Raw genomic sequence first — 26,752 nt, forward strand, 5'->3', positions numbered from 1 at the left:
AGTACGAGGTGAATTGTGTTCCTAATTAGCATAACGAGAAATCAAAGGTTAACAACAGCTAGTTAAGGTGATGTCACCAAGACCATGATAGCGAATTAAAATAAATGAAGATTGTAGATCTATCTAATATTGATTGCTAGGATCTTCATTCGTTTTTTTATGAGGTAAATGATAATTGGAACCTGTGTCCAATTGATTATTTCTTTTTGTAAAAAACATTCCGTAAAGGATAATCAATATGATAACACCAGCAAATAAAAGATTTAGTTCCAAAATAAAATAAGTAAACTGTGACATAATCCTTTAGTTTAAATGAATACCGCTAATATCGTCGATAGGGTGTGAGCAAAAGTTATACCATTGTTGTATTTTGTTATATAATTATGGGAAAACCTACCAAATAGACCCTACGACATAGTGGATATAACTTCGTCCAAATTATTATCAACTAAAGTAGTAAGGACGTCGCAGTATTAAAACCTAAAATGTATAGGTGGTAAGGTTTTATATGCAATTGGCTTAAAGTATTGGGGCTTACAAGTCAAAATCCATACATAACATGCATACCCTGATCTTATTAATATGCCTTTATATGATCTTAAAGGATGAACTATTTTGTAGTCAACCAGATGTTTGTGGTATTGTATTTCCCAGCCAATCCTATTTTATAATATTTAGATGGAAATTTGCTTAGGTAGATCATGGTGTTTTTGTTGATGGATTTTTTTTTTCTGATCCTTTTGTAATTATCGGTTATCTTTTTTACCGTGATTTTGCCAACTAATATTTAATTGATTTATTCGATATAGTTGCTTTTAAATTACTGACCGCTAGTGGTCCGGTAATGGGAATCCCATCCAATTCAAAAGGGCGTGCAGATTTTGGAGAGATTTTAATGCAGCCCTAAGCCTTAAAAATATTAAAGATTGTATATTTTTGATGATTAACCTTCTTGGGTGATTATTTAGTGTGCCTGAGCTATTTAAATTTGTTGGGATTATGCATTTAATTTTTCGTTTTGGGCTTTTTATACTTAGTTGTCTCAGTTTTATTTCTTGTAAAACGGACGGAAAATCGTCTCGATCAGATCTTCCCATAGGAATGGGGGAGCATCGTCCTTCCACTGAGAAGCCTAATATTATTTATATTCTGGCCGACGATTTGGGATATGGAGATCTTAGTATTACTGGTCAAAAGAAATTTACGACACCCAACATAGATAAATTGGCAGCGCAAGGCATGTTGTTTACGCAGCATTATTCGGGTAGTACAGTCTGTGCGCCATCCCGTTCGGCATTAATGACAGGGATGCATACGGGGCATACCGTGGTTAGGGGGAATTATGAAATACAACCAGAAGGGCAATATCCCATCCCTGATGACACTCGAACTATAGCCGAATTTCTTAAGGAAGCCGGTTATACAACTGGTGCCTTTGGGAAATGGGGGCTTGGCTACCCAGGCTCCGAGGGGGATCCTAATTTTCAGGGATTTGATACGTTTTATGGCTTTAACTGTCAGAGGATAGGGCATAATTATTATCCCTATCATCTTTGGTCCAATCAAGATTCTATAGTATTGGCTGCCAACTCTGGTACCAACAGAGGGGATTACGCCCCTAGCCTTATTCACGATAAAACCCTGCAATTTATAGAGGAGAATAAAGACAGGCCGTTCTTCGCGTATGTGGCTTCTATCATTCCTCATGCGGAACTGGTAGTTCCTGAGGAAATCCATAAACTGTACAGTGGCAAGTTTGAGCCCGAAAAGCCCTATAAAGGAGTAGATGGGGGACGTGGTTATAAAATTGGAGGTTATGGTTCACAACCCGAACCACACGCTGCATTTGTAGGAATGGTCCGATTGTTGGATCAACAAGTGGGGGAGATTGTTAATAAAGTAGAGAAACTAGGGGTCGCAGATAATACGATTATCATTTTCACTTCGGATAATGGCCCTCATAAGGAGGGGGGTGCAGACCCCGATTATTTTGATAGTAACGGACCATTTAGAGGGTATAAGCGAGATCTGTACGAAGGTGGTATACGTGTTCCAATGGTCGTGAAATGGCCAAAAGCTATAAAAGAAGGGTCCACATCTGATCATGTTTCTGCATTTTGGGATGTTTTTCCCACTGTGATAGACCTGCTGGGAGGACAAAAGGGAATTGCTATGGACGGAGTTTCGTTCTTACCCACCCTCTTAGGGGAAGCGGTAAAGCAAGAGGAGCATAAGTACCTCTATTGGGAGTTTCATGAATTAGGAGGTAGACAGGCGGTTAGAATGGGCAATTGGAAGGCTGTTAAATACAACGTATTAAAAAATCCAAATGCAAAAATTGAGTTGTACAACCTAAGAAACGATATTGGAGAGGAACATAATATAGCGGAAGATCATCCAGAAATAGTTGCGGAGATAGAGAAAATACTTGACGAGGCCAGAACACCATCAGAGGTCTTTGCCTTTGGGAAATCCTAATGGTAAAGAGGCCGCTAACTGTAATTGGCTAATACTTGCATTAAACTAAATTTCTTTGAATATTTTTTGGACTCTTATATTAAATTGATGTAAGTTTGTCCAACTATTTTTCATCTTAAAAAAGGTGAATATACTTCTCGCCAATAGAAAGACAGAAAAACTCGAGGTTTTTTTGGCAAGTAGTAAATGGGGTATTAGCTCAGTTGGTTTAGAGCGCTGCCTTGACAGGGCAGAGGTCACTGGTTCGAATCCAGTATGTCCCACAAAACTTGATGTGAACCAAGGGGTTTTACAATAGGGCTACCAATCTTTCCAAGGCCATTCCCCTAGATCCCTTTATCAGAATAGTTGCCTCCTCAGTGGAAATATTTCCTATAGACTTCGCTAATTGATCAAAGGATTTATATTTGTGAAGGTCTGTCGTTGTTTTGTAGAAGTTTTCGCCAATTAAGAACACTTGGTCAAAATCCATTTTCGCTGCCAGATTTGCAATTTCCTGATGCTCCTTTTCTGCAGCATTCCCCAATTCGAACATATCGCCCAAAAATGCTATTTTACGTGCCGATTTTAATTCCTGAAAATTTTCCAGGGCAGCCTTCATGCTGGTAGGATTGGCGTTGTACGCATCCAGGACAATTTTAAAACTGGTTTTCTGAATGATTTGCGAACGGTTATTCTGCGGGATATAATTTTCCAAGGCAATTTTAATATCGGTGAGGGGTACCTTAAAATAGTCGCCTATTAAAACGGCTGCACTACAATTGGTGAAATTATATCTTCCTACAAGTTTACTTTCTATTGGGAGTTCTCTGACTTCTAGAGATACATAGGGATCTGCACCCAAAATTTTTATTGGTAAATGAGGCCCTGGGTGGGCACTGAATCCTAATTTGCTTGTAACCAAGTTAAGTCGGCTTGCCTGTATAGTATCATCGGCATTAAAAAAAACAAACTTATTGTTTGCGAAAAGATAATCGTAAAGTTCGCTTTTGGCCATGATAACCCCTTCCTCACTGCCAAATCCTTCTAAATGTGCTTTTCCAAAATTGGTGATATACCCGTAATCGGGCTTCGCTAATTGGCATAGAAAGGCAATTTCTTGAGCGTGGTTGGCGCCCATTTCCACAATGGCAATTTCCGTTTCTGGGGTTATGGAGAGTAAGGTTAAGGGTACTCCAATATGGTTGTTTAGGTTGCCTTTTGTGGCTATAGTCTTGTATTTTTTAGACAGGACAGCAGTAATTAGCTCCTTAGTAGTAGTCTTGCCGTTGCTGCCGGTAAGGCCAATTACCTTTGCATTACAATATTCCCTGTGAAACTTTGCTAATTGTTGTAGGGTGCTTAGAACATCCGCAACTAAGATGTTCTTTTCGGAACTGGCAAATTGCCTGTCCTCTATAATAGCATAAGAAGCTCCTTTCTTTATGGCATCGGCCGCATAGGCGTTTCCGTCAAAATTATCTCCCTTTAGTGCAAAGAATAGGCAATTAGGAGTTATTTTTCTCGTGTCGGTACAAATAACGGGGTACCTTAAAAAAAGTGTGTGAAGTTGTTCTGTTGTCATAAAATTGAAGATAAAAAAAGCCCTTTTTAGAAAGGGCTAAATTATATTATTTTTGACTTATAAAACTACCTTACTTTTTTACTTCTAGGAGTTTTGTTCTTTGTTTTGGATTTGGATCCCACTCTGGACATGGCGCACCTAAAACCTATATAGTCTGTTGCCATATACTGGGGCATGTATCTTCTTTGTGCCGGGTCTAACCAATATGCTCTATCTCTCCAAGAGCCTCCTTTAAATACCCGTGCCTCGTCGTTGATCAGCGTGGTCCTATTGTTAGATTTGTCATAAGCCCTTATGAGTCCGCCGGTAGAATCTACCTGTACTTTACTAACGGGGGAGTTGTACATATTATCTCTATCCGCGCCATCACCATCTTCATCGTTAAATCTGTCGTAGAAGCGGGAAGATCCTGGTTCGCCATCCCTATATCCGCGGTTATCGCTAGAAGAAAAATTGGTTCTTAAGAAAGTTTCCTCTTCTCCAATTGGTATCATTTTAATTTCCCCTGGTAAATTTATGGCCATTATTTTTCCGTTGGGTAGGGTGTCATAAATAATGGAATCACGTATTACAGTTGCTTTTCCGTCCTTGCCAATGGCAGATTTCATATATACGTTGCCTCTATAGTAGTTGAAATCACTAACTTCATCATCTACAATTGGTCTGTATACGTCAGCTACCCATTCTGCCACATTTCCAGCCATATCGTATAGACCAAAAGCATTAGGCTTGTAAGACATTACCTCGGCGGTGATATCGGCACCGTCGTCGGACCAACCTGCAATTCCGCCATAATCTCCTTTTCCTTGTTTAAAGTTCGCTAATTGGTCACCTCTTCCTACACGTTGACCACTTCTAGTATAGTCCCCTTTCCATGGATATTTTTTTCTACCTCTATAGTTGTTGTATTCTCTGTTGCCAATTTGAGCTTGGGCTGCATATTCCCATTCGGTTTCGGTAGGCAGTCTATATTCCGGTAAGATTATTCCGCTGCTGCGTTTTGCAAATACGGAAACAGAATCCGTTTTTTGTTTTCCTTGCATAGAATCTATTTGGCCGTTGTACACGGATTCTGGTCGGTTTAGGTACGCTTCAGTGCTGAAACCTCCTTCGACCTCCCCTGATATCACCTTGTATTTGGCATCTTTAGAAAGATAACCTTCCCTTTCTAGCATAACCTCGTTTACCCTGTCCGTTCTCCATAAGGCAAATTGGGTAGCTTGGATCCAATTTACTCCTACCACAGGATATTCTGCATAGGCAGGATGGCGTAAGTAATTATTGGTCATGGTCTCGTTAAAGCCCAACCTATTTCTCCATACCAAAGTGTCTGGCAATGCTCCGGTGTATATGTGAACATATCTTGGGTCTTCTGGAGGATACACGCTTTTAAGGTAGTCTAAATATTCCAGGTACATGACGTTGGTTACTTCCGTTTCGTCCATGTAAAAAGACTGTACATGCTGTGAGGTGGGCGTATTGTTCCAATCCTTCATTACATCGTCTTGAACTTGACCTTTTGTAAAGGTTCCACCTTCAATAAAAACTAGGCCAGGAGCGGTTTCCTGTTCCTTAAAGTCTGAATTATACTGAAATCCCCCTTCCTTTGCGTTTATTTTCCAGCCAGTGGCCCTTGAAACGTTCTTGGACGAGGATGAGTTCTTACAGCTTGTAAGACCCCCAGCTACAATAACACAAGAGATTACAACTTTGATGAATTCTTTTTTCATAATTAGGACTTGAGTTCAAATACAAACTTCCGTTATAGGAGTCTGAGATTCTTATTTTATTATAAATTTTGGATCGCTTTTGGCATATAAAACGATGATTAAGGCATAATATTTTGTTGAACCTAAAATTTTTCTTTTAACAATAGCATATGCAGTCAATCATGTTCAATATGAATAACGGCTCAAAATTTATTCTAGTATGGGCTAAAGGTACTTCTTTGTGAAATATGCGAAAATTATTTACGATTTTTTTTTATTAAGACTTCAGCTATTTTCACCCTATTCTACAAATCTGTCCCCATCGGGGTCGGTTTTTTATCCAATTCCGCACACCAATGTTAACAACCGGAGTGGTAAAACCTGCGGGACAGTAGTCGTAGAATTAGGCTATGGTTTAGGGCAAATTTTATTGCAAATGGGAGTATGTGATGAAATATTCTAAGGTTCGTATAAGATAACTTTAAATTAGTCGTTTATATGGTATTAGAACTAATATTGTCTTATAATTAAGTTGAATTTACAGCGGCTTACAGGCAACGTTTAATTAGATTGTAAAAAATGAAAAAACTTGCACTATTTTGTCTGTTTTGTGCGGTATTTAAGATTTCGGCTCAGGAAGACAGGGTGATTACCACTGCAGTTCCATTTTTGACCATTGCCGCAGATGCACGGGCCTCTGGTATGGGGGATATGGGAGTAGCCACCTCTGTAGATGCCTTTTCGCAACAATGGAATCCTGCGAAATTTGCTTTCGCAGAACGTAAAATTGGGTTTGGACTTAGTTATACCCCCTATCTGGAAAGTATCATTACAGATATTTCATTACTCAGTGCTAGCTTTCATAATAAAATTAATGATAGAAGTGCCTTTGCCTTTGGAATCCGTTATTTCACCTTGGGAGAAATAGAACTACGGCAATTTGCTGGAGATCCAGGTAGATTGGCCAAGCCGAACGAACTTGCATTTGATGGTTCCTATTCCTTAAAATTAAGTCAGACTTTTTCCATGGCCGTTGCTGGACGCTATATTAGTTCCAATCTAAAATTGCCCGATAATGGCAGTGAGGACTCCAAAGCGGCAAGTGCGTTTGCTGTGGATGTTTCTGGTTATTACCGGTCTAGAGAAATGGCCTATGATAACTTTGATGGGCGATGGAGGGCTGGGTTCAATATTGCTAATCTAGGAAGTAAGATCAAATATGACGATGGAGGTCAAGAGAATTTCTTGCCAACTAATCTAAAGGTAGGTGTAGGTTTCGATTTTATTCTTGATCATGATAATGTATTGGGAATTACTACAGAATTCAATAAATTATTGGTGCCAACGCCTCAAGATTTTAACGATGATGGAGTAATCAACGGCGTGGACAACGATGAATATCAGAAAATCACCTTTTTTGAAGGGGTGTTTAAATCGTTTGGGGATGCTCCAGATGGTTTTAGCGAGGAATTAAAGGAACTTACTTGGGCCTTGGGAGCTGAATATGTGTACCAGGATGCCTTTATGTTAAGGACAGGATATTTTAACGAGAGTGATGTAAAAGGATCAAGAAAATTTTTCACCCTAGGTGCCGGATTTAAATTTAATTCAGCGCAGGTAGATCTTTCCTATTTATTCTCTACCTCCAAAGTGAGGAATCCCTTGGAGAATACGTTGAGGTTTTCTCTGACCTTTAACTTAGGGGATGAATTTTATAACGATTAAAAAGTCGCATCCCGTTTTAAAAAATACACAAAACCTGCCCATGGGTAGATTTTGTGTATTTTTGTATGGATGTTAAATTGGAATAGGATATGGTAAAAAAAAATATAGCCTTTGAACTTTTGGTTTACACTTCTAGGGAAGAGTTGGAGCGTAAAGATGCAGAATTGATGGAGGTCGCTATTGAGGCCCGAAAGAAGGCTTATTCCCCATATTCAAATTTTGAGGTGGGTGCTGCAATACTTTTGGGTAATGGTGAGGTAGTCCAAGGAAATAATCAAGAGAATGCCTGTTACCCAGCTGGATTATGTGCAGAAAGGGTGGCTATTTATTACGCAGCGGCAAAATACCCAGATGTTTCAATCATTTCAATTGCCATTAGTGCCACTTCTAGGAATTATGTAATGGACAGGCCAGCGGCCCCCTGTGGAAACTGTCGTCAATCTATTTCAGAATACGAAATAAAACAACAAAGCCCAATTTCAATTATCATGACCGGGGAAACGGGGGAGGTGCTTAAATGCCACTCGGTATCCGATATTCTCCCCCTTGCCTTTAATAGCACTTTCTTGGGATAACAGCAGGGAAATGTGGGGTTTAAAATTTGAGGTTACCCTCATTCACATGATATATGGGATTCTTTATCCAAACCTTTTAATTATAATTTTTTTCCTATTGATTTATATATGTATTTTTGTTCTCCGTTTTTATTTTAAGCACGACTTTTAAATAATGCGATATACTTCAAAAATTGATAATAAATGGAAAAAATAACCAAAGAGGTCTACCTTAAATGGTATGAAGACATGTTGTTCTGGAGAAAGTTTGAGGATAAACTTGCCGCCGTATACATTCAACAAAAAGTCCGTGGATTTTTACATCTATACAATGGGCAGGAAGCTGTCTTGGCAGGTGCTTTGCACGCTATGGATCTAACCAAGGATAGAATGATTACCGCTTACAGGAATCACGTTCAGCCTATAGGAATGGGAGAGGACCCCAAGAAAGTTATGGCAGAGCTCTATGGTAAGGTTACCGGTACCTCAAAAGGTATGGGTGGTTCTATGCATATTTTTTCCAAAGAGTTTCGTTTTTACGGAGGTCACGGTATTGTTGGTGGACAAATTCCTTTAGGGGCAGGTCTGGCTTTTGCCGATAAGTATTTTAAAAGAGATTCGGTCACTATATGTTATATGGGAGACGGTGCGGTAAGACAGGGTTCTTTGCACGAAAGTTTCAACTTGGCAATGCTTTGGAAGCTTCCAGTAGTCTTTGTATGTGAGAATAATGGATATGCCATGGGAACTTCTGTTGCCAGAACATCGCATTCTACGGAAATTTGGAAACTTGGACTTGGTTATGAGATGCCTTGTGGTCCTGTAGATGGAATGGATCCAGTTACAGTTGCCAAAGAAATGAGTAAGGCTATTGAGCGGGCTAGATCTGGCGGAGGTCCTACTTTTTTGGAAATGAAAACCTATCGTTATAGGGGTCATTCCATGTCCGATGCACAGCACTATAGAACCAAGGAAGAAGTAGAGGAGTACAAAAAAATTGATCCGATTACCCAAGTGTTAGAAGTGATCAAGGAAAACAATTACGCTACGGAAGCCGAAATCAAGGACATAGATAAAAAAATAAAAACATTGGTTACGGAATGTGAGAAATTCGCCGATGAGTCGGAATACCCTCCAATAAACCAATTATATGATATGGTCTACGATCAAGAGGATTATCCATTTGTACAACATAAAATATAAGTAAATGGCAGAAGTTATAAATATGCCAAGACTTAGCGATACCATGGAAGAAGGTACCGTTGCTAAGTGGCTGAAACAAGTAGGGGATAAGATCGAAGAAGGAGATATCTTAGCGGAAATTGAAACCGATAAGGCTACCATGGAATTTGAATCCTTTAATGAGGGAACTTTATTGTACATTGGGATCAAAGAGGGGGATACTGCCCCTGTAGAATCGCTTCTTGCCATAATTGGCGAAGAAGGAGAGGATATCTCGGCATTGATTTCTCCCGTAGCTAAGGAAGAAAAGACGGAAGAAGCAGCGTCAGAAACTGCTGAAGATAAAGATGTAGCTGGTGATGCTCAAGATGCTGTTATCCCTGAAGGAGTGGAAGTTATTAAAATGCCACGTCTTAGCGATACCATGGAAGAAGGTACCGTAGCCAGTTGGTTAAAAAAGGTAGGCGATGAGATCGAAGAAGGAGATATACTTGCCGAAATAGAAACGGACAAGGCTACAATGGAGTTCGAATCCTTTTACTCGGGAATCTTATTGTACGTTGGTATCCAAGAGGGAGAAACTGCTCCTGTTGATGCTGTTCTTGCAGTGATTGGTCCAAAAGGCACCGACGTAGACGCTGTATTGGCCAGTGGTGGTTCAGCAGCTCCTAAAAAAGAGGAGGCTTCAAAGGAAGCAGTAAAACAAACTGCAACTTCATCTAGCGAGGTTTCGGTAACCCCTACATCTAATGACGGTCAGCGTATATTTGCCTCCCCCTTGGCTAAAAAAATGGCACAGGAAAAGGGAATAGATCTAAGTGATGTAAAGGGAAGTGGTGATCAAGGTAGGATTGTTAGGAAAGATATTGAGGAGTATCAGCCAAAACAAAAAGAGGTGGCAACAGAGGAGAAATCCGCTACGGCCAAAGCGAGCTCCCCAGCTCCTATGAATTTGCCAGTTGGTGAAGAGGCGACAGAAGATGTTAAGAATTCCCAAATGCGTAAGGTAATCGCCAAACGTTTGGGGGAATCAAAATTCTCAGCGCCACACTATTACCTCACTATTGAAGTGGATATGGATCATGCTAAAGCGTCTAGAGTGCAGATCAATGCCCTTCCAGATATCAAGGTGTCCTTTAATGATATGGTTGTAAAGGCTTGTGCTATGGCATTAAAAAAACACCCACAGGTAAACACCACTTGGAACAATGATACTACGCGTATTAACCATCACGTCCATATTGGGGTAGCGGTGGCTGTAGAAGACGGACTTTTAGTGCCTGTATTAAAATTCGCCGATCAAATGAACTTGACCCAGATAGGGGCAACAGTTAAAGATCTAGCGGGCAAAGCACGGAATAAAAAAATTAGTCCCGCAGAAATGGAGGGAAGTACCTTTACGGTTTCCAACCTTGGAATGTTCGGGATTTCAGAGTTTACCTCTATTATCAATCAGCCTAATTCTGCTATTTTATCGGTAGGAGCAATAGAAGAGAAACCAGTAGTGAAAAACGGTGAGATTGTTGTTGGGAGTACCATGAAAGTTACCTTGGCATGTGACCATAGAACTGTTGACGGTGCTACCGGAGCTCAATTTTTACAAACCTTAAGAGCATATTTGGAGCATCCAGTGACTATGCTTGCCTAAATAAATGAATATATGTCCGTTGTTAATCGGACATAACAATTCCAAGGTATAGGTTGGAATTATTTGCAGGGCAAAAATTGACAAAAAGCATCCTGTTTTTCAGGATGCTTTTTTTATATTTAAAGGTGAATAGGACAGGTCAAAAATAATTTCTATCGGGAACGGTATAGGGAAGTTATTGGAGTAAGTAATACATTAATAAAAATAGATGAAAAATAGCTTCTTATTAGCATTCTTGGGTTTAGCCTTGGCATGTGGAGGGACCAAAATAGATCAATCGGTTAGTTTAGGCAAAGATGCCAGGCTTAAAAGTGAACCCATAAAGACCGAGGTGCGTGTGCCCTTTTCCAAAAGTAATGAGGTAGGAGAGATCATCAGTTATTTAGCCTCTGATGAATTAAAGGGAAGGGAAGCCGGGACCGAAGGAATAAACATGGCGGCAGATTATATAGCGAATTTGTTTAAGAGCTATAAGATTGCGCCTTATTTTTCGACCTATAGGGATACCTTAGTCAATTTTAATCCGACTACTTATAATATGGTAGGGTACTTGGAGGGAACAGATAAGGACTTAAAGAATGAGTTTATTATTATCGGTGCCCACTATGATCATATTGGTGTTATTTCTCCAATTGCAGGGGACAGTATAGCAAACGGCGCTAATGACAATGCATCAGGGACTACTACAGTGTTGGAGTTTGCTAGGTATTTTGGGGAAACACGAACTAATAAAAGAAGTATCCTCTTTGTGTTGTTCTCCGCAGAGGAAAAAGGATTGTTGGGTGCAAAGCATCTGGCTGAGAAGCTAAAGCAAGAAGAGCTTAATCTATATGTGATGCTCAATTTTGAAATGGTAGGTGTGCCTTTGGTAGATAAGGATTATTTAATGTATGTTACCGGCTATGAGAAATCTAATTTGGCGGAAATCAGTAATGGTTATGCCAAGGAGAAATTAGTCGGATTCCTGCCCACAGCAAAAGAATTTGGTTTGTTTATGCGTTCTGATAATTATTCGTTCCATACCGAATTTGGAGTCCCTTCACAAACGTTTTGCACCTTCGACTTCACTAATTTTGACCATTATCATAAAGTTGGAGACGAGGTTTCCTTAGTAGATTTGGAACATATGGCAAATCTGGTAAATAAAACAATCCCCGTTTTAGAGGGAATTATAAATGCAGAGGAGCAAGAAATAAAATATAACTAATGGCAAATATCATCATTACAGGGAGTAGTAGGGGCATCGGATTTCAATTGGCAAAGTTGTTCGCGGATGAGGGACATCAGGTATTGGCACTTTCAAGGAACGATGCACCTATAGCAGAATTAAAAAATAAGAATATCAAGAGCTTTTCATTTGACCTGTCCAATGATAATGATTTTGAGAAATTAGATTCTTTTCTAGAAAAAAACTGGAAGCAAGTAGATGTGCTCATTAACAATGCGGGAAAATTATTGAACCAAGCATTCTTGGAAACTTCTATGGAAGAATTTGAGGAGGTTTACAGGGTGAATGTCTTTGGAGTGGCAAAATTGACTCAGAAAATAATTCCCCTCATGTCCAGATCAGGACATGTGGTGACCATAAGCTCTATGGGTGGGGTTCAAGGAAGTATGAAATTCCCGGGTCTTTCCGCTTATAGTTCCAGTAAGGCGGCGGTGATTACCATGACCGAGCTTTGGGCGGAGGAATTTAAAGAAAGCGGTCCAGCATTCAACGTACTGGCTTTAGGTGCTGTGCAGACCGAAATGTTACAAGAAGCCTTTCCAGGATATGAAGCGGGCACTACGGCATTGGAAATGGCGTCCTATATCAAGGATTTTTCGTTGAATGGAAATAAGTTTTACAACGGTAAATTGCTGCAAGTTTCCAATTCTACCCCCTAATCTATGGCCCTGTGCAAATTGGAGTTGAAGTATACCTCCATAGCTGAGCCTAGGAGATATTCGGTTTACAGAAATCTTTATACCTAAATGTGCTGCTTACAATTTGTTGGCTTTGGATTTGGGGATCTGCATTGTTGCACCGTTTCCGGCAATTAGACTGGCTACAACCTTGGTCTGCGGAAACTGCTCCAGTATTATTTTTATAAATACGGTGATAGGTATGGCCATTATTAATCCTGGAACTCCCCATATGTAGCCCCATAACATTAGCATAACCAATACGGTAATGATATTTATGGAGAAAGATTTCCCCATAAATATAGGCTCTAATATAGATCCAAAGAGCACTTGGACAGCACTGATGGCAATTATAAAGAAGAGTAGGGTGCTGGTTGTTTCGAGTTCTACAAAAGCGAATATACTCAAGAGAATAACGGATACAAAAGAGCCTACCATCTGAACAAAGTTGATGGCAAAGGCAAATAAGCCCCAGAAAATAGGAAAGCTAACATCAAAGAACACACATGCTAGTCCTATTCCTATACCGGTAAAAAGACTGACCAAAAACTTTACCTTAATAAATTTTATAAGGTCTTTTTCAATTTTCACGAAGGTCTTAACAGAAGTATGCCTTTGTTTCAGAATGGTATTGTTCATTAACTTTTGCACATTAATGGATTCGGCTAGCCACAGCACCACAAAGAAAACGGTCATGAGAATCATGGTAATGGTGTTGCCGAGAAAATCTAGCGTATTGCCAAAATTCTTCATCATGCTCTCTTGAGGGAAAATATTGTTCAGGATGGTTTTGTCCTGGGAGTAAGGAATCCCGAAATTGTCCTCTAGTCCTTCAAATAATAATTCCAGTTTGGTTTGTGCCTTCGACAGGAATTGATTGTCCGGTGATAGGAGTTCTTGACTACTGAGCTGTATAAGTGCACCCCCAACTTTTAGGACAGCCAATATAATTAAGGCTACTATAAAAATGCTGATGGGCTTTGATACCTTCTTTTTATTGAGCCACCGCATTAATGGTAAGAACAACAATGCGATGAACATTGAAAAAATTAAAGGTATAAAGATAAACGACAGTAATTTTAGCAGATAAAATACTAATGGGATCACTATGATCAGCAGTAGCTTATTAGTTGTTTTTAAATCGTTCATATAGTAGATTAACAGTATATGTTTATTTCTAGCTTTTGCAGACCGCTAAGTTAATGGAAACTGTTGGCTTTTGATAGTTAATAAAAACGTAAAATGAAAATTGTGCGCTACTTGGTACTAATTTAATTCTAAAAAGGGATGTAGGATTACTTATTTACCTCCTTGTGATCTCCTAAGGTCTTGTGTCTATGCCCAATTATAAGGTAGATGCCTACTGCGTGTATCGTTTAAATTGTAACTTACCCAATTAGGCTGTGGCAGTTAAGCGTCAATTTTAAATATTTTGTATTTTGATTTATCTATTTTACTTTTCCTGGATAGTACTTAAAAGTGTCTCGAAAAACAATAGTAATTGATGCCGCGTTTTTAGGTGTCGAATAATTGATTTGGATTAGGTGCTTTTTTATTTACTATAAGTAAGACATGAAGGCGATTTGGGCAACTATTCCTACAGATATAAAGTCCCTAACGTATGAGTGCGTTACCTTAACTTTCAAGATAAACTTATCACTCAAAAGCAATAATAAAGATTATCAGATCAGAAACGGATAATGTATTATAATAAGCCTTATTTAGTGATTCCTTTGGTTGGGATCAGGGTAAAGGTTTTAGGTAAATAACATTCTTAATCACTGGGAATGATTTTTTTATAAATTATATAGGAATAATCAAATACCTTATTAAAATTTCTAATTTTGCCACTATGCAGGAAACATTGGAAAAGTACCTTCCTGAGAGAGCGGTAGGATTGTGTCTGGAGCTCATAAAGGAAAATGATGTAAACTTAAAAATTGTAAACCAGCGTGTTACGCGTCATGGTGATTACAGAAGGTTGCCTAACGGTGCGCATATGATTACCGTAAATGTAAGCTTGAACAAATATCGATTTTTGATTACCTTGGTGCATGAAATTGCGCATCTGGTGGCGTTTGAGAAATATGGAAAAACAATTAAGCCCCATGGTGTCCAATGGAAAATGACATTTCAATATTTAATGCTCCCCTTTATTAGGCCAGAGGTGTTCCCTACCAAAATATTGCCGCTTTTGGCCAATCATTTTAAGAACCCTAAAGCCAGCAGTGATACCGATGCAAGACTATCCATAGCGCTCAAGGAATTTGACAAGCAGGAGGAGGGGAAGAATTATGTGTTTCAGTTGCCACATGGCAGTATATTCCGAATTTATAACGGTAAATTGTTCCAAAAGAAAAATAAAAGGGTAAAACGATATGAATGTATAGAAGTGGCAACTGGGAAAGTGTATCTTTTTCAACCGAATGCCGAGGTAGAATTGATAAAGACCTAAGCGATGGAAATGAATAAAAATTATTATGCCGTTTTGATGGCTGGTGGAGTAGGGTCGCGATTTTGGCCTATAAGTACCTCCGATTTTCCAAAGCAATTTCACGATATGTTAGGTGCAGGGGATACTTTGATTCAAAAAACGTTTAAGCGACTGAATAAATTTATTCCTACAGAAAACATATTGATCTTGACCAATGAGAGGTATAACCAATTGGTTTTAGAGCAATTGCCATTGGTGAAACAGGAGCAAGTGGTTTTGGAACCTGCCATGCGCAATACCGCTCCCTGTATTTTATATGCTGCATTAAAAATACAAAAGAAGAATCCGGATGCTGTTATGATTGTTGCACCCAGCGATCATTGGATCGAGGATGAAAGTGCATTTGCTAGAGATGTGGTTAGCTGTTTTAACAAATGTGAAAAAGAAGATGTTCTTTGTACCCTGGGGATAAAACCAACCTTTCCCAATACCGGTTTTGGTTATATAGAATATGAAAAAACAGATACCACTCCTGTAAAAAGGGTAAAACAGTTTAGGGAAAAACCAGACTATGAAACTGCTAAAGAATTTTTAAGCCAAGGAAATTTTTTATGGAACGCCGGAATTTTTATGTGGAGTGTTTCGGCCATAGTCAACTCCTTTGAGAAATACTGCCCTGAACAGTACAACTTATTCTGGAAAGGTGTAGGTTATTACAATACAGAGGAAGAAAGTGCATTTATTTTGGAGCATTATCCGAAGGCTGAGAATATTTCCATAGATTACGCAATTTTAGAGCCATCATCCAATATTGTAGTGCTACCGGCCTCATTTGATTGGAGCGATTTGGGGACCTGGGGGTCCTTATACGATAAGTTGGATAAAGATGATGACAACAACGCTGTGGTGAATGCTAGAGTGCTAAGCGTGAATGCCAACGGCAATATCATTCGTGCCCCAAAAGAGAAAATTGTTGTTGTAGATGGATTAAACGATTACATAATTGTGGATAAAAAAGAGGTGTTGCTAATATATCCGAAATCTAAGGAACAGGAAATTAAAAAAGTACTTACAAAGGTTAAAGATCAGTTTGGTGATCAGTTTGCGTAAAGATGGAAGAAAATTTAAAGAAAAAGGACGATAAGGGGTTTTCTAATGGAAACCCAGAGAATATCAAGAGAGATTTTAAAGGCCTTTTAGGAGGGGTCGGGGTATTCTTGAAGGATTTATTAGATATTCGTGACAATACTGATCAAGAGGCTACCAAAGCGTCCATTATTGCTGATATACCCTTTAAGGGACATACGTCATGGATTTTGATCTGCTCTATTTTTATAGCATCTGTGGGGCTGAATGCCAATAGTACAGCAGTGGTAATAGGTGCGATGTTAATCTCTCCCCTTATGGGACCTATTTTAGGTGTGGGGCTTTCTTTGGCTACCAATGATATTGATACCTTAAGGCGATCGTTAAAGAATTTCGCAGTCATGGTGGTGCTCAGTGTTTTTACTGCGTTCTTGTTCTTCTACTTTTTTCCATTGCGCGATGAATCATCGGAGCTACTAGCTCGTACGGCACCAGACATTAGGGATGTGCTTATTGCCTTTTTTGGTGGCCTTGCCCTAGTGATTGCCAGAGCAAAAAAAGGGACCATTGCCAGTGTGATCTTTGGTGTTGCAATTGCCACCGCTTTAATGCCTCCATTATGTACCGTAGGTTTTGGATTGGCCATTGGTAATTTTGGGTATGCTACAGGAGCAATGTACCTCTTTACAATAAATACCATTTTTATTGGTTTGGCGACCTTCCTGGTGATAAAAGTGTTGCGCTTCCCTATGGTGCGGTATGCCAATTCTCAACGCCGAAGGTTTATTGCAAGAATGGCCTCTATAGTTGCTATTTTAGTTATGATTCCAGCAGGATTTACCTTTTATGATGTCTTTCAGGAATCGCTTTTCAGAAAGGAAGCCAAGCAGTTTATTGCCAATAATATTAAGCCCTATGAATTACCTGGGGAAGGTAGATACCTAGATAACCTAACGGATATTGCGTACGCGCATGGGAAAGATGGCTATATAGAATTGGTGTTTATGGGCAGTGAATCTATCCCGGATAATGTCGTAGCTACTTGGAATACGCAAAAGAACAATTATGTTAAGTTGCGGAACGTGGAATTAAAAATTGTACAAGGTTCCAAGAATTTGGAATTGGATCAAATGAAGTACGTAAACGAACTGTACGAAACTAAAAAAGCTGAACTCTTAAGTAAGGAACAACAAATACAGGTCCTAAAAGAAGAGGTGGGGAAAATGAGTAAAATTGCTGCCCAACAAATCCCTTTTCAAGAAATTAGTGCAGAGGCAAAGACCAATTATGAGAATTTGAGTAATTTGGGTTTTGCCTATACTATTACGACCGATTTTAGTAAGTTAGATACCATCCCCGTTTTTAATGTGCAATGGAAAAAAGGACTGTCTAGCCATCAAAAAACAAAGGACACCCAAAAATTAACTGACTGGTTGCGATTAAGATTAAAGAATGCTAAAATTCAGGTAAGGGAAGAAAAAATTTAATTTCTTTCTTCTATATACATCTGGCGCACCTTTTTAAAGAGTTCCGAGGAATAGACAAAGTCTGTTACCGCCTCGTTATCTGTTTTAAAAATCTCCTTATTGCTGCCTTCCCATTCTTTGAGTCCGTTCTTTAGGAAAATTATCTTTTCGCCTATTTCCATAACGGAGTTCATATCATGAGTATTGATCACCGTGGTAATGTCGTATTCCTGGGTTATTTCATGGATCAGATTGTCGATCAGTATTGCTGTCTTGGGATCCAATCCAGAATTGGGTTCATCGCAAAACAAATATTTGGGGTTCATCACTATGGCCCTTGCAATGGCTACCCTTTTTTGCATTCCCCCAGATATTTCAGAAGGAAATTTTTTATGGGCATCCAAAAGGTTTACCCTTTTTAATACAAAATCTGCCCGGTCCTGCATTTCTGATTTGGATTGTTTGGTAAACATGGTTAATGGAAACATAACATTGCCCTCTACGGTCATAGAATCGAATAAAGCGCTACCCTGGAATACCATGCCCATCTCTTGCCTAAGATCTCGCTGTTCGTCTCCCGTTAAGTCGGAATAGATTTTTCCATCATAACTAATAGTGCCCTTATCTGTACTAAAGAGGCCGAGTAAGCATTTTATAAATACAGTTTTACCAGACCCACTTTGGCCGATGATTAAATTGGTCTTGCCCTTCTCAAAATTAGAACTGATCCCTTTTAATACATGGGAGTCATCAAAAGATTTATGGATGTTGTTTACTTCTATCATTAGCCCAATAGTAATTGTGTTAGCACATAGTTGAAAATAATAATAACTACACTGGTCCATACAAAGGAAGTAGTACTCGCTTTCCCTACTTCCAAGGCTCCACCTTTCATATAATACCCATGGAAAGAGGGTATGGTGGCAATGACGAGTGCAAAAACAATCGATTTTAAAAAGGAATAAGTGATGTGAAATGGAATAAAATCTAATTGTAGTCCTTCTACAAAGTCGGCACTGGAACTAAATCCGCCGAAAACTCCAGCTACCCAGCCTCCAAAAATACCTACGTACATAGCAATGGCTATTACAAAAGGATAGAATAGCATGGCAATAATTTTCGGAAAGACTAAATAGTTTAAAGAATTGACTCCCATGATCTCCAGAGCATCAATTTGTTCCGTTACCCGCATCGTTCCAATACTAGAAGTGATATAAGACCCCACTTTCCCCGCCATAATAATAGAGGTGAAAGTCGGTGCAAATTCCAATATAACCGATTGCCTGGTGGCAAAACCGATAAGGTTTCTGGGTATTAATGGATTGGTAATGTTTAGAGCGGTCTGTATTGCTACAACACCACCTATGAAAAACGAGATAAAAATTATTATGCCGAGGGATCCATAAATAAGTTCGTCAATTTCCTTTAAGATCAACTTTTTCATTACAGACCATTTTGTGGGTTTTTTAAAAACCTCCCTGATCATAATAAAATAGCTGCCAATCGATGCTAAGTAGTTCATTCAATATAAATATGCTTGCAAATGTAAAAATAACAATATTAAGAATCATTTAACCTTCAATTGAGGTATAAAGGTTTAAATTCTATATTTTTGAGTTTCATAAAATTTATAATAATGATAAAAAGAAGTGTATTAGTATTGTTTTTGTTGGTATTCCTTGGTTATGCCAGCGTTCCTTTGCATGCCCAAAGGAAATCTCGGAATAAAATAGAGATTAGTGAGACTAAAGAGATTGCTGCTACTCCAAAACTGGTAGTTGGTATCGTAGTGGATCAAATGAGGTATGATTATCTTACCCGTTTTTGGGATCGCTATGGGGAAGGTGGATTTAAACGAATGGTGAATGACGGTTTTAACTGTAAAAACAATCATTTCAATTATGCGCCAACCTACACTGGCCCGGGGCATGCATCTGTGTATACCGGTACTTCCCCTTCTGTACATGGTATAATAGGAAATGATTGGTACGATAAATTTGATGATAAAAGTGTATACTGTGCAGGAGATGATTCCTATAACTCTGTGGGTACCGCCTCCGACTCGGGGAAAATGTCTCCCCATAGGATGCAATCTACTACCATGACAGATCAATTGCGATTGCATACCCAAATGCAAGGGAAAGTAATTGCAGTTGCTATAAAAGATAGGGGTGCTGTTTTACCTGGAGGTCATTCTGCTAATGCAGCCTACTGGTTTAAAGGTGGCGATGAGGGCAATTGGATAACAAGTACGTATTATATGGATGAATTGCCTACTTGGGTAAAGGATTTCAATACCAAAAGAAGTGTAGATGCGTACAAAAAGCCATGGACTACCCTAAAGGATATCAATACCTATGCAGAAAGCGGATCGGATAAGAATAATTATGAAGGCTTATTTAAAGGGAAGGCTTCGGCTACTTTCCCATATGACCTAGAGGCTTTGTGGGATGATAATGACCAATATAGCATACTTGCCAACACGCCCTATGGAAACAGTCTGACTACCGATTTTGCATTGGCTGCGTTAGACAAGGAATCCTTGGGAGAGGATAATATCACGGATTTCCTTGCGGTGAGTTACTCAAGTACGGATTATGTAGGGCATAAATGGGGTGTTAATTCCAAGGAGATACAAGATACTTATATGCGTTTGGACCAAGATTTAGAGCGCCTATTTAAAAGATTGGATGAGAAGGTTGGAGTAGGGGAATACACTGTTTTTCTTACTGCAGACCACGCAGCGGTTCATGTGCCGGCCTATTTGAAGGATCAGAAAATACCGGCAAACTATTTGTCGTTAACAGACATAAAGAATAAGCTAAACGATTATCTTAAATATACTTTTGGATCTACGGAAATCATTAAAAACATTTCTAACAATCAGATATTCTTGGATCATAAGGTGGTGAATAATTTGGATATAGACCTTGCTGAGATTCAAAATAATATTGCTCAAGAACTAATACTGTACGAAGGAATTTATAAGATATATACCGCCAATCAGATGTGGCAAAATAATTATACCAAGGGAATTTCCAATATTATACAGAATGGGTACAATCAGAAACGTTCTGGCGACATCCTTATCGTTTATGATCCATCTGCTATTAGTTATAATAAAACAGGATCTACCCATGGGTCTCCGTGGATATACGATACTCATTCTCCTTTATTGTTCTTTGGAAAAGGGATTAAAAAAGGGAGTACGGTAAACAGGACTGAAATTCCTGATATTGCCCCGACCATTTCAGCTCTTTTGGGGATGGCATTTCCTTCAGGGACAACTGGAGCACCTATAGTTGAGGTGTTAGAATAGTCAAAATATTGTTTTAGTAAGGGCCAAGCATTTCTTCTTAGAAAAGTTTGGCCCTTATTTTTTTCCAACGCAACTGGCGAATAAATTTACCTTCGGCTGTATTTACTAAAAAGGGTGACTTTTCTTTTTTTGCTTTTAAAAATCCCCGCATATTATCCCAGAATACTTTAGGCTTATGGTGCTTGAAGGCCATTTTAATGGAGGCGATAAAGCTAATTATCAGCCCGTACCTCATGGTGTACATGGCTTTTCCCTGTAGTAATCTCGCTTTTTGGTTGTATCCTTTTCCTAGGGGGCGAAGGTGTTTAACCGCCAAGCTATCTTCAGTGTGTATTTCAAAGGAATAGTACTGCGCAAGTAACTCATCTACTGTATCCCATCCCATTGCGTTTTTAAGTCCACCAATAGCTTTAAAACAAGTTTTGGAATACGCCTTAAAGGCTCCGCGAACGTGATCTTTATCCATGGGGTGATTTAAAATCCATTCCCCGCTTTTATCCTGCTCATAAATAAACCCTCCGGCAATTCCAGCCTTTGGATTAAGGTGAAAAATTTCGGCAATTTTTTTAAAGTAATCAGATGGCAGTATGGTGTCTGCATCTAATTTCACTAAGAAATCATAGTCAAGATCAATTATCTCCAAGCCTTTGTTAAAGGCATTAATTACTTTGCTTCCCGGCATATGCTCCTCGGAGGAAGTAGTGTTCAGCTTGGTGATAAAGGGATATTTGGAGGTGAAGTGGTCTATTACACTTTCCGTATTGTCCGTAGAATGGTCATTTACTACCACCACTCTAAAAGGTGTTAAGCTTTGGTTTGCTACGGATTGCAAGTTGTCCGAAAGGAAATTGCCCTCATTGTGGGCTGGGATGATAATTTGGTATTTCATCGTTTATTTTAAACAGCCTCTAAAATACAAAATACAATTGTGGATCACCTGGCTCTTTCAAGGGGTGGAAATCCCTTTATTTGGAATTGTTGTTAGCGTGTATTTTCCGCTCTGCATAGACTATGTAATAACGCGGGGTAAAGCTTCTAAGCAATGGTCTAATGCCTAGTTTTTTAACAGGATTAGTCCATTTGGCACTATCTTTAACTTCCCATCCAGCTTTTTCCAATAGCCAATCAAACTGCCATGGCTCAAATTCATGGAAATGCCTATCCCAAGCGTCGGTTTTACTGCGGTAGGCTGGTGAAAACCATAAACGTAACGGGATACTAGCCACTAATTTATTACTTTTTATTTCCGTTAGAATGTTGTATGGAGCAATTAAGTGTTCAAATATTTCGAAGGCAGTGACCACCTCGGCAGAACTTTTTTGAACAGAGGTGTAATCCAAATCTAAATCCTCCCCTTTAGTATTGGATACGCTATAACCGTTCTCTTTCATGATTCTAGAGAACGGGTTTTCTACACCAAGGTCCAAGATCGTTTGATCTGGAGATATGTGTTTTTTAAGAAAGTCAAGCGTATTTTTAAAACGTTTATTCGGAAAAGTTTTCTCGTACATGGACTCGTTGCTATTATACTCTGTAAACGATGGCATTTACATTCATTCCAGCGCCAACGCTGGCAAAGATAACAACATCTCCTTTGGAAATAGATTGATTTTCTACTTTTCCTTTTTTTACCATATCGAATAAAGTAGGTATTGTGGCCACCGAACTATTTCCCAGTTTAGCTATAGTCATTGGCATAATGCCTTTTGGCATTTCCTGATTGTATAGTTTGTAAAATCGCTTGATAATAGCTTCGTCCATTTTTTCATTCGCCTGGTGGATAAAAATTTTATTTACCTCCGATATGGCAACTCCGCTCTGGTCCAAGCATTCTTTCATGGCTAGAGGGACATTGGTGATAGCAAATTCATAAATTTTTCTCCCGTACATTTTTATGTACCTGTGGTCTTCATCGACCTGCTTGGAAAAAGAATCACCAAAGAAAAGGAAATACGCTTCCCCATTGGCATAAGTGGCACTATTGTGAGCTAATATTTGGCCATTATCCTCTCTTGATTCTACTATGGTGGCTCCGGCTCCGTCCGAGTAGATCATGGAATCGCGGTCATGCTTGTCAACAACCCTAGATAGTGTTTCTGCCCCAATAACAAGGCATTTTTTAGCAATCCCACTTTTTATAAATGCATTTGCCTGAATTACTCCTTCTAGCCAGCCTGGACAGCCAAACATGAGGTCATATGCCACACATTTTGGATTGTTTATTTTTAATTGGTGCTTCACCCTGGTTGCCAAGCTGGGTAAGGTGTCCCCTTGACTTTTACCCTCGGAAACATCGCCGAAATTATGGGCGAAAATGATGTAATCCAATTCTTCCTTATCAATGCCAGCATCGGCAATGGCTTTTTCAGCCGCAAAGAAGGCCATATTGGAAGTGTTTATATCTTTGGTTGCATAACGGCGCTCCTCTATACCAGTAATGCTCCTAAATTTTTGAATAATAACTTCATTGGAATGATTAAATGAAGTGCCATCATCATTTAAAAATTCATGTTCTAGAAAATCTACGTTTTTGGTTACTACTGATGGTAAGTAAGAACCAGTTCCTGTAATTCCAATTTTCATAATAGGTTACTCATTTTTTATTTTAAATATAATACAATGGGTCAGGTCTATTCTTTCGGCATAAAATTGCTTACGATGTCCAAGCATGACGTTCATTGATAGTTGTAAAGGAAAACAGCCTTTTAAATTTATGTAAAAGGCTGCTAACTAGTTGATTTGCTGATGTTTCTACGCGTCCATATAGGCCTCTATTGGAGCGCAGGTACAGATTAAATTACGGTCTCCATAGGTTTCGTCCACGCGCCTTACGGATGGCCAAAATTTGTTTTCCATGATATAAGGAAGTGGAAAAGCAGCTTTTTGTCTACTATAAGGGAATTCCCAGTTGTCCGAAGTAACCATTTCCAAAGTATGTGGAGCGTTTTTAAGGGGATTGTTGTTGTCATCGATCAATGCCTCATCTATTTCTTCCCTAATTGCGTGCATTGCGCCACAAAACCGGTCCAATTCTGCGAGGCTTTCACTTTCCGTGGGCTCTATCATTAAGGTTCCAGCTACAGGGAAGGAAACGGTTGGAGCATGGAAGCCGTAATCCATTAATCTTTTGGCTATATCGGATACTTCAATGCCTTTTTGCTTAAAAGGGCGACAGTCAATAATCATTTCATGGGCAGCTCTTCCTCTTTCTCCAGTGTAAAGAACCTCGAACTTTCCACTTAATTTATTTTTTATATAATTTGCATTTAAGATAGCGGTCCTTGTGGATTGGGTAAGTCCACTTTCTCCTAACATTTTTATATATCCGTAAGAAATAAGACATACCAAGGAGCTTCCCCAAGGTGCAGCAGATATTGCTGTTATAGCATTCTTTCCTCCTGTTTTAATTACAGGGTTTCCAGGTAAAAATGGAACCAATTGCTCTGCTACGCAAATTGGGCCAACACCAGGACCACCTCCCCCGTGAGGAATGGCAAAGGTTTTGTGAAGGTTTAAATGACAAACATCTGCGCCAATGGTTGCAGGGTTGGTGAGCCCTACTTGGGCATTCATATTGGCACCGTCCATATAAACTTGTCCGCCATTGTCATGGATCAATTTGGTGATTTCTTTTATAGACGATTCAAAAACCCCATGGGTAGATGGATAAGTCACCATTAAGGCGGCAAGGTTGTCTTTGTGCAAAATGGCTTTTTCAGCCAAATCACTTACATCAATATTGCCGTTATCGTCGGTTTTAGTCACCACTACCTTCATTCCCGCCATAACTGCCGAAGCCGGATTGGTTCCATGCGCTGAGGCTGGGATTAGGCATATGTTTCTATGTCCCTCTTTTCTAGATTCATGATAGGCCCTAATTACCATTAGTCCAGCATATTCGCCTTGTGCCCCAGAATTGGGTTGTAGGGAGGTGCCGGCAAATCCGGTGATTATATTTAGGTCCTTCTCTAATTCTTTTAGCATTATTTGATATCCTTCCGCCTGATCTATTGGCGCAAAAGGATGTATATTGGCCCAGCGTGCCATGCTAAGAGGAAGCATTTCTGAGGCTGCATTCAATTTCATGGTACAGGATCCCAAGGAAATCATGGAATGGTTCAATGCCAAATCCTTTCTTTCCAATTTCTTTATGTATCGCATCAACTCCGTTTCAGAATGATAGGAGTTGAAAACCGAATTGGCTAAAAACGGGGAGTTTCTCTTAACTGATGGGAGGATGGCCGAGGTGGAATTTAATGCCACAATGGTGTTCTCTTCTTTATCTAATGCTTCTGCGAAAATTGCAGTTATTGCCTGTAAATCCTTTAAAGAGGTTGCCTCGTTTAGTGAGATACTTATGGTATTACCATCAATATAATTAAAATTCACTCCTTGTTTTTCGGCGATTGCTTTTACTTTTTCAGCATCCGCGTTTACCATCAAGGTGTCAAAATAAGAGGAATTGATCTGGGAAACACCTAATTTCTCCAAGCTTTGCGCTAAGGTAGTGGCTGAGGAATGTACCTTGTTGGCAATGTATTCTAGTCCTTTGGGGCCATGGTACACTGCGTACATTCCTGCCATTACAGCTAAAAGTACTTGGGCAGTACAGATATTGGAAGTAGCTTTATCTCTTTTTATATGTTGTTCCCTGGTCTGCAATGCCATTCTTAGGGCGGTTTTGCCGTCGGTATCCTTGGTGACGCCAATAATTCTGCCGGGAATACTTCTTTTATATTCCTCCTTGGTGGCAAAATATGCAGCATGGGGACCACCATAGCCTAATGGAATACCAAATCGCTGTGTAGTACCCACTACCACATCGGCGCCAAATTCGCCCGGAGGGGTTAACATAACAAGACTTAATAGGTCTGCTGCTACTGCTGTTTTTATATTATTTTCTGAAGCTTTTACCACAAATGGTGCAAAATCGTGTACCTGACCATTTTTGCCTGGATATTGAAGAAGGGCGCCGTAGAAATCCTCGCCAAAAGTAAAATCTTCGTGGTTGCCAATCGTTAATTCAATTCCTAAGGGGGCCGATCTTGTTTTTAGTAAGGAAAGGGTCTGTGGTAAAATTTCCTCTGAAACGAAAAATTTCAACACATTGTTTTTCTTTTGCTCCCTAGAGCGTAATTCATAGAGCATGGCCATTGCTTCTGCAGCTGCCGTACTTTCGTCCAAAAGGGAAGCATTGGCCAGTTCCATCCCTGTTAAATCTACCACCATGGTCTGGAAATTTAACAAGGCCTCTAAACGTCCTTGGGCAATTTCTGCTTGATATGGGGTGTAGGCGGTATACCAACCTGGGTTTTCTAGAATGTTTCTTTTAATGACCGAAGGGGTTAGACCCTCATGGTACCCAAGGCCTATATAGGATTTGAAAATTTTATTTTTTTCCGATAGTTCCTGGATGTGCGACAAGTACTCGTGTTCGCTCATAGGTGGGTCCAGTACTAGTGGCTGCCTTAGTCTAATATCATCGGGGATGGTTTCTGTAATTAATTCGTCTAGAGTTTCTACTTTTATGGTTGCTAACATCTGTTGAAGATCTTCTTCTTCAATGCCAATGTGGCGTAAGGCAAATACGTCTGTCCTCATAGTTTGAGTATTTTATCTAAAAATAATGGTGTGCAAAAGTACTCATTATTTATAATTATTTTGTAGGTTTAATTAGGATCT

Annotated in this window: 21 protein-coding genes and 1 tRNA gene; 12 read left to right on the forward strand and 10 right to left on the reverse strand. The window is 39.4% G+C overall.

All coding sequences use genetic code 11. From position 1 onward, the window contains the following. Positions 1-123 precede the first annotated feature (123 nt). Positions 124-297 (reverse strand): hypothetical protein, encoded by a 174-nt coding sequence (locus KCTC52924_RS09850; RefSeq protein WP_370671452.1) that lies wholly within the window; start codon positions 295-297, stop codon positions 124-126. A 702-nt stretch (positions 298-999) separates the two neighbouring features. Here KCTC52924_RS09850 and KCTC52924_RS09855 point away from each other — a divergent pair. Both KCTC52924_RS09855 and KCTC52924_RS09860 read left to right on the forward strand, forming a co-directional pair. After that, a complete protein-coding gene (locus tag KCTC52924_RS09855) occupies positions 1,000-2,478 on the forward strand; it encodes an arylsulfatase (RefSeq protein WP_251808059.1) in 1,479 nt (492 codons plus the stop codon). Positions 2,479-2,666: 188 nt separating this feature from the next. Beyond that, positions 2,667-2,741 (forward strand) — tRNA-Val (locus KCTC52924_RS09860). Between the two features lie 26 nt (positions 2,742-2,767). Here the strand turns inward: KCTC52924_RS09860 and murF are convergent. Continuing rightward, positions 2,768-4,042: a UDP-N-acetylmuramoyl-tripeptide--D-alanyl-D-alanine ligase gene (gene murF / locus KCTC52924_RS09865; protein WP_251808060.1), complete on the reverse strand. Its 1,275-nt coding sequence runs from the start codon at positions 4,040-4,042 to the stop codon at positions 2,768-2,770. Positions 4,043-4,107: 65 nt separating this feature from the next. Beyond that, a complete protein-coding gene (gene gldJ / locus KCTC52924_RS09870; RefSeq protein ID WP_251808061.1) occupies positions 4,108-5,772 on the reverse strand; it encodes a gliding motility lipoprotein GldJ in 1,665 nt (554 codons plus the stop codon). A gap of 558 nt (positions 5,773-6,330) precedes the next feature. Here gldJ and porV point away from each other — a divergent pair. From porV to KCTC52924_RS09900, 6 genes are all read left to right on the forward strand, one after another. Next, a complete protein-coding gene (porV, locus tag KCTC52924_RS09875) occupies positions 6,331-7,476 on the forward strand; it encodes a type IX secretion system outer membrane channel protein PorV (protein ID WP_251808062.1) in 1,146 nt (381 codons plus the stop codon). A gap of 89 nt (positions 7,477-7,565) precedes the next feature. Further along, complete coding sequence (locus KCTC52924_RS09880; protein WP_251808063.1) at positions 7,566-8,051, forward strand: cytidine deaminase; 486 nt, start codon at positions 7,566-7,568, stop codon at positions 8,049-8,051. A gap of 183 nt (positions 8,052-8,234) precedes the next feature. Then, positions 8,235-9,233: a pyruvate dehydrogenase (acetyl-transferring) E1 component subunit alpha gene (pdhA, locus tag KCTC52924_RS09885; RefSeq protein ID WP_251808064.1), complete on the forward strand. Its 999-nt coding sequence runs from the start codon at positions 8,235-8,237 to the stop codon at positions 9,231-9,233. A 4-nt stretch (positions 9,234-9,237) separates the two neighbouring features. Next, positions 9,238-10,860, forward strand: coding sequence for a pyruvate dehydrogenase complex dihydrolipoamide acetyltransferase (locus KCTC52924_RS09890; RefSeq protein WP_251808065.1), 1,623 nt, complete (start codon positions 9,238-9,240; stop codon positions 10,858-10,860). Positions 10,861-11,068: 208 nt separating this feature from the next. Continuing rightward, complete coding sequence (locus KCTC52924_RS09895) at positions 11,069-12,067, forward strand: M28 family peptidase (protein WP_251808066.1); 999 nt, start codon at positions 11,069-11,071, stop codon at positions 12,065-12,067. Then, positions 12,067-12,747, forward strand: a complete 681-nt coding sequence (locus KCTC52924_RS09900) for an SDR family oxidoreductase (RefSeq protein ID WP_251808067.1) — start codon at positions 12,067-12,069, stop codon at positions 12,745-12,747. Before KCTC52924_RS09895 ends, KCTC52924_RS09900 begins: the two co-directional genes overlap by 1 nt. A gap of 96 nt (positions 12,748-12,843) precedes the next feature. Here the strand turns inward: KCTC52924_RS09900 and KCTC52924_RS09905 are convergent, their stop codons facing one another. Beyond that, positions 12,844-13,914 (reverse strand): AI-2E family transporter, encoded by a 1,071-nt coding sequence (locus tag KCTC52924_RS09905; protein WP_251808068.1) that lies wholly within the window; start codon positions 13,912-13,914, stop codon positions 12,844-12,846. A gap of 703 nt (positions 13,915-14,617) precedes the next feature. On the opposite strand from KCTC52924_RS09905, the gene KCTC52924_RS09910 reads away from it, so the two are divergent. Genes KCTC52924_RS09910 through KCTC52924_RS09920 form a run of 3 tightly spaced genes read left to right on the forward strand, consistent with a single transcriptional unit; the run spans position 14,618 to position 17,772 of the window. After that, positions 14,618-15,220, forward strand: a complete 603-nt coding sequence (locus tag KCTC52924_RS09910; RefSeq protein WP_251808069.1) for a SprT-like domain-containing protein — start codon at positions 14,618-14,620, stop codon at positions 15,218-15,220. A gap of 9 nt (positions 15,221-15,229) precedes the next feature. Next, a complete protein-coding gene (locus tag KCTC52924_RS09915; protein WP_251808070.1) occupies positions 15,230-16,309 on the forward strand; it encodes a mannose-1-phosphate guanylyltransferase in 1,080 nt (359 codons plus the stop codon). A 2-nt stretch (positions 16,310-16,311) separates the two neighbouring features. Further along, positions 16,312-17,772 carry a DUF389 domain-containing protein gene (locus tag KCTC52924_RS09920; RefSeq protein ID WP_251808071.1) on the forward strand — a complete coding sequence of 487 codons (1,461 nt, stop codon included), beginning with the start codon at positions 16,312-16,314 and terminating at the stop codon, positions 17,770-17,772. Here KCTC52924_RS09920 and KCTC52924_RS09925 read toward each other — a convergent pair. Beyond that, entirely contained in the window at positions 17,769-18,536 is a 768-nt protein-coding gene (locus tag KCTC52924_RS09925; RefSeq protein WP_251808072.1) for an ABC transporter ATP-binding protein, read from the reverse strand. The two genes, KCTC52924_RS09920 and KCTC52924_RS09925, sit on opposite strands and share 4 nt — an antisense overlap. Next, positions 18,536-19,273, reverse strand: coding sequence for an ABC transporter permease (locus tag KCTC52924_RS09930; RefSeq protein WP_251808073.1), 738 nt, complete (start codon positions 19,271-19,273; stop codon positions 18,536-18,538). The genes KCTC52924_RS09925 and KCTC52924_RS09930 overlap by 1 nt, the downstream gene beginning before the upstream one ends. A 114-nt stretch (positions 19,274-19,387) precedes the next feature. Here KCTC52924_RS09930 and pafA point away from each other — a divergent pair, with 114 nt between their 5' ends. Beyond that, positions 19,388-21,070, forward strand: coding sequence for an alkaline phosphatase PafA (gene pafA, locus KCTC52924_RS09935; RefSeq protein ID WP_251808074.1), 1,683 nt, complete (start codon positions 19,388-19,390; stop codon positions 21,068-21,070). Positions 21,071-21,107: 37 nt separating this feature from the next. Here pafA and KCTC52924_RS09940 read toward each other — a convergent pair whose 3' ends face one another. The 4 genes from KCTC52924_RS09940 to gcvP form a co-directional block, all read right to left on the reverse strand. Continuing rightward, the gene (locus KCTC52924_RS09940; protein ID WP_251808075.1) at positions 21,108-21,959 is read right to left on the reverse strand and encodes a glycosyltransferase family 2 protein; all 852 of its coding nucleotides are present in this window, start codon (positions 21,957-21,959) and stop codon (positions 21,108-21,110) included. A 76-nt stretch (positions 21,960-22,035) separates the two neighbouring features. Continuing rightward, on the reverse strand, positions 22,036-22,581 hold the full coding sequence (locus KCTC52924_RS09945; protein ID WP_251808076.1) for a class I SAM-dependent methyltransferase: 546 nt from the start codon (positions 22,579-22,581) through the stop codon (positions 22,036-22,038). A gap of 13 nt (positions 22,582-22,594) precedes the next feature. Next, positions 22,595-23,653: a 3-oxoacyl-ACP synthase III family protein gene (locus tag KCTC52924_RS09950; protein ID WP_251808077.1), complete on the reverse strand. Its 1,059-nt coding sequence runs from the start codon at positions 23,651-23,653 to the stop codon at positions 22,595-22,597. Positions 23,654-23,821: 168 nt separating this feature from the next. After that, positions 23,822-26,671: an aminomethyl-transferring glycine dehydrogenase gene (gene gcvP, locus KCTC52924_RS09955; protein ID WP_251808078.1), complete on the reverse strand. Its 2,850-nt coding sequence runs from the start codon at positions 26,669-26,671 to the stop codon at positions 23,822-23,824. Positions 26,672-26,752 lie beyond the last annotated feature (81 nt).

The organism is Arenibacter antarcticus, from assembly GCF_041320605.1.
Taxonomy (GTDB): Bacteria; Bacteroidota; Bacteroidia; order Flavobacteriales; family Flavobacteriaceae; genus Arenibacter; species Arenibacter antarcticus.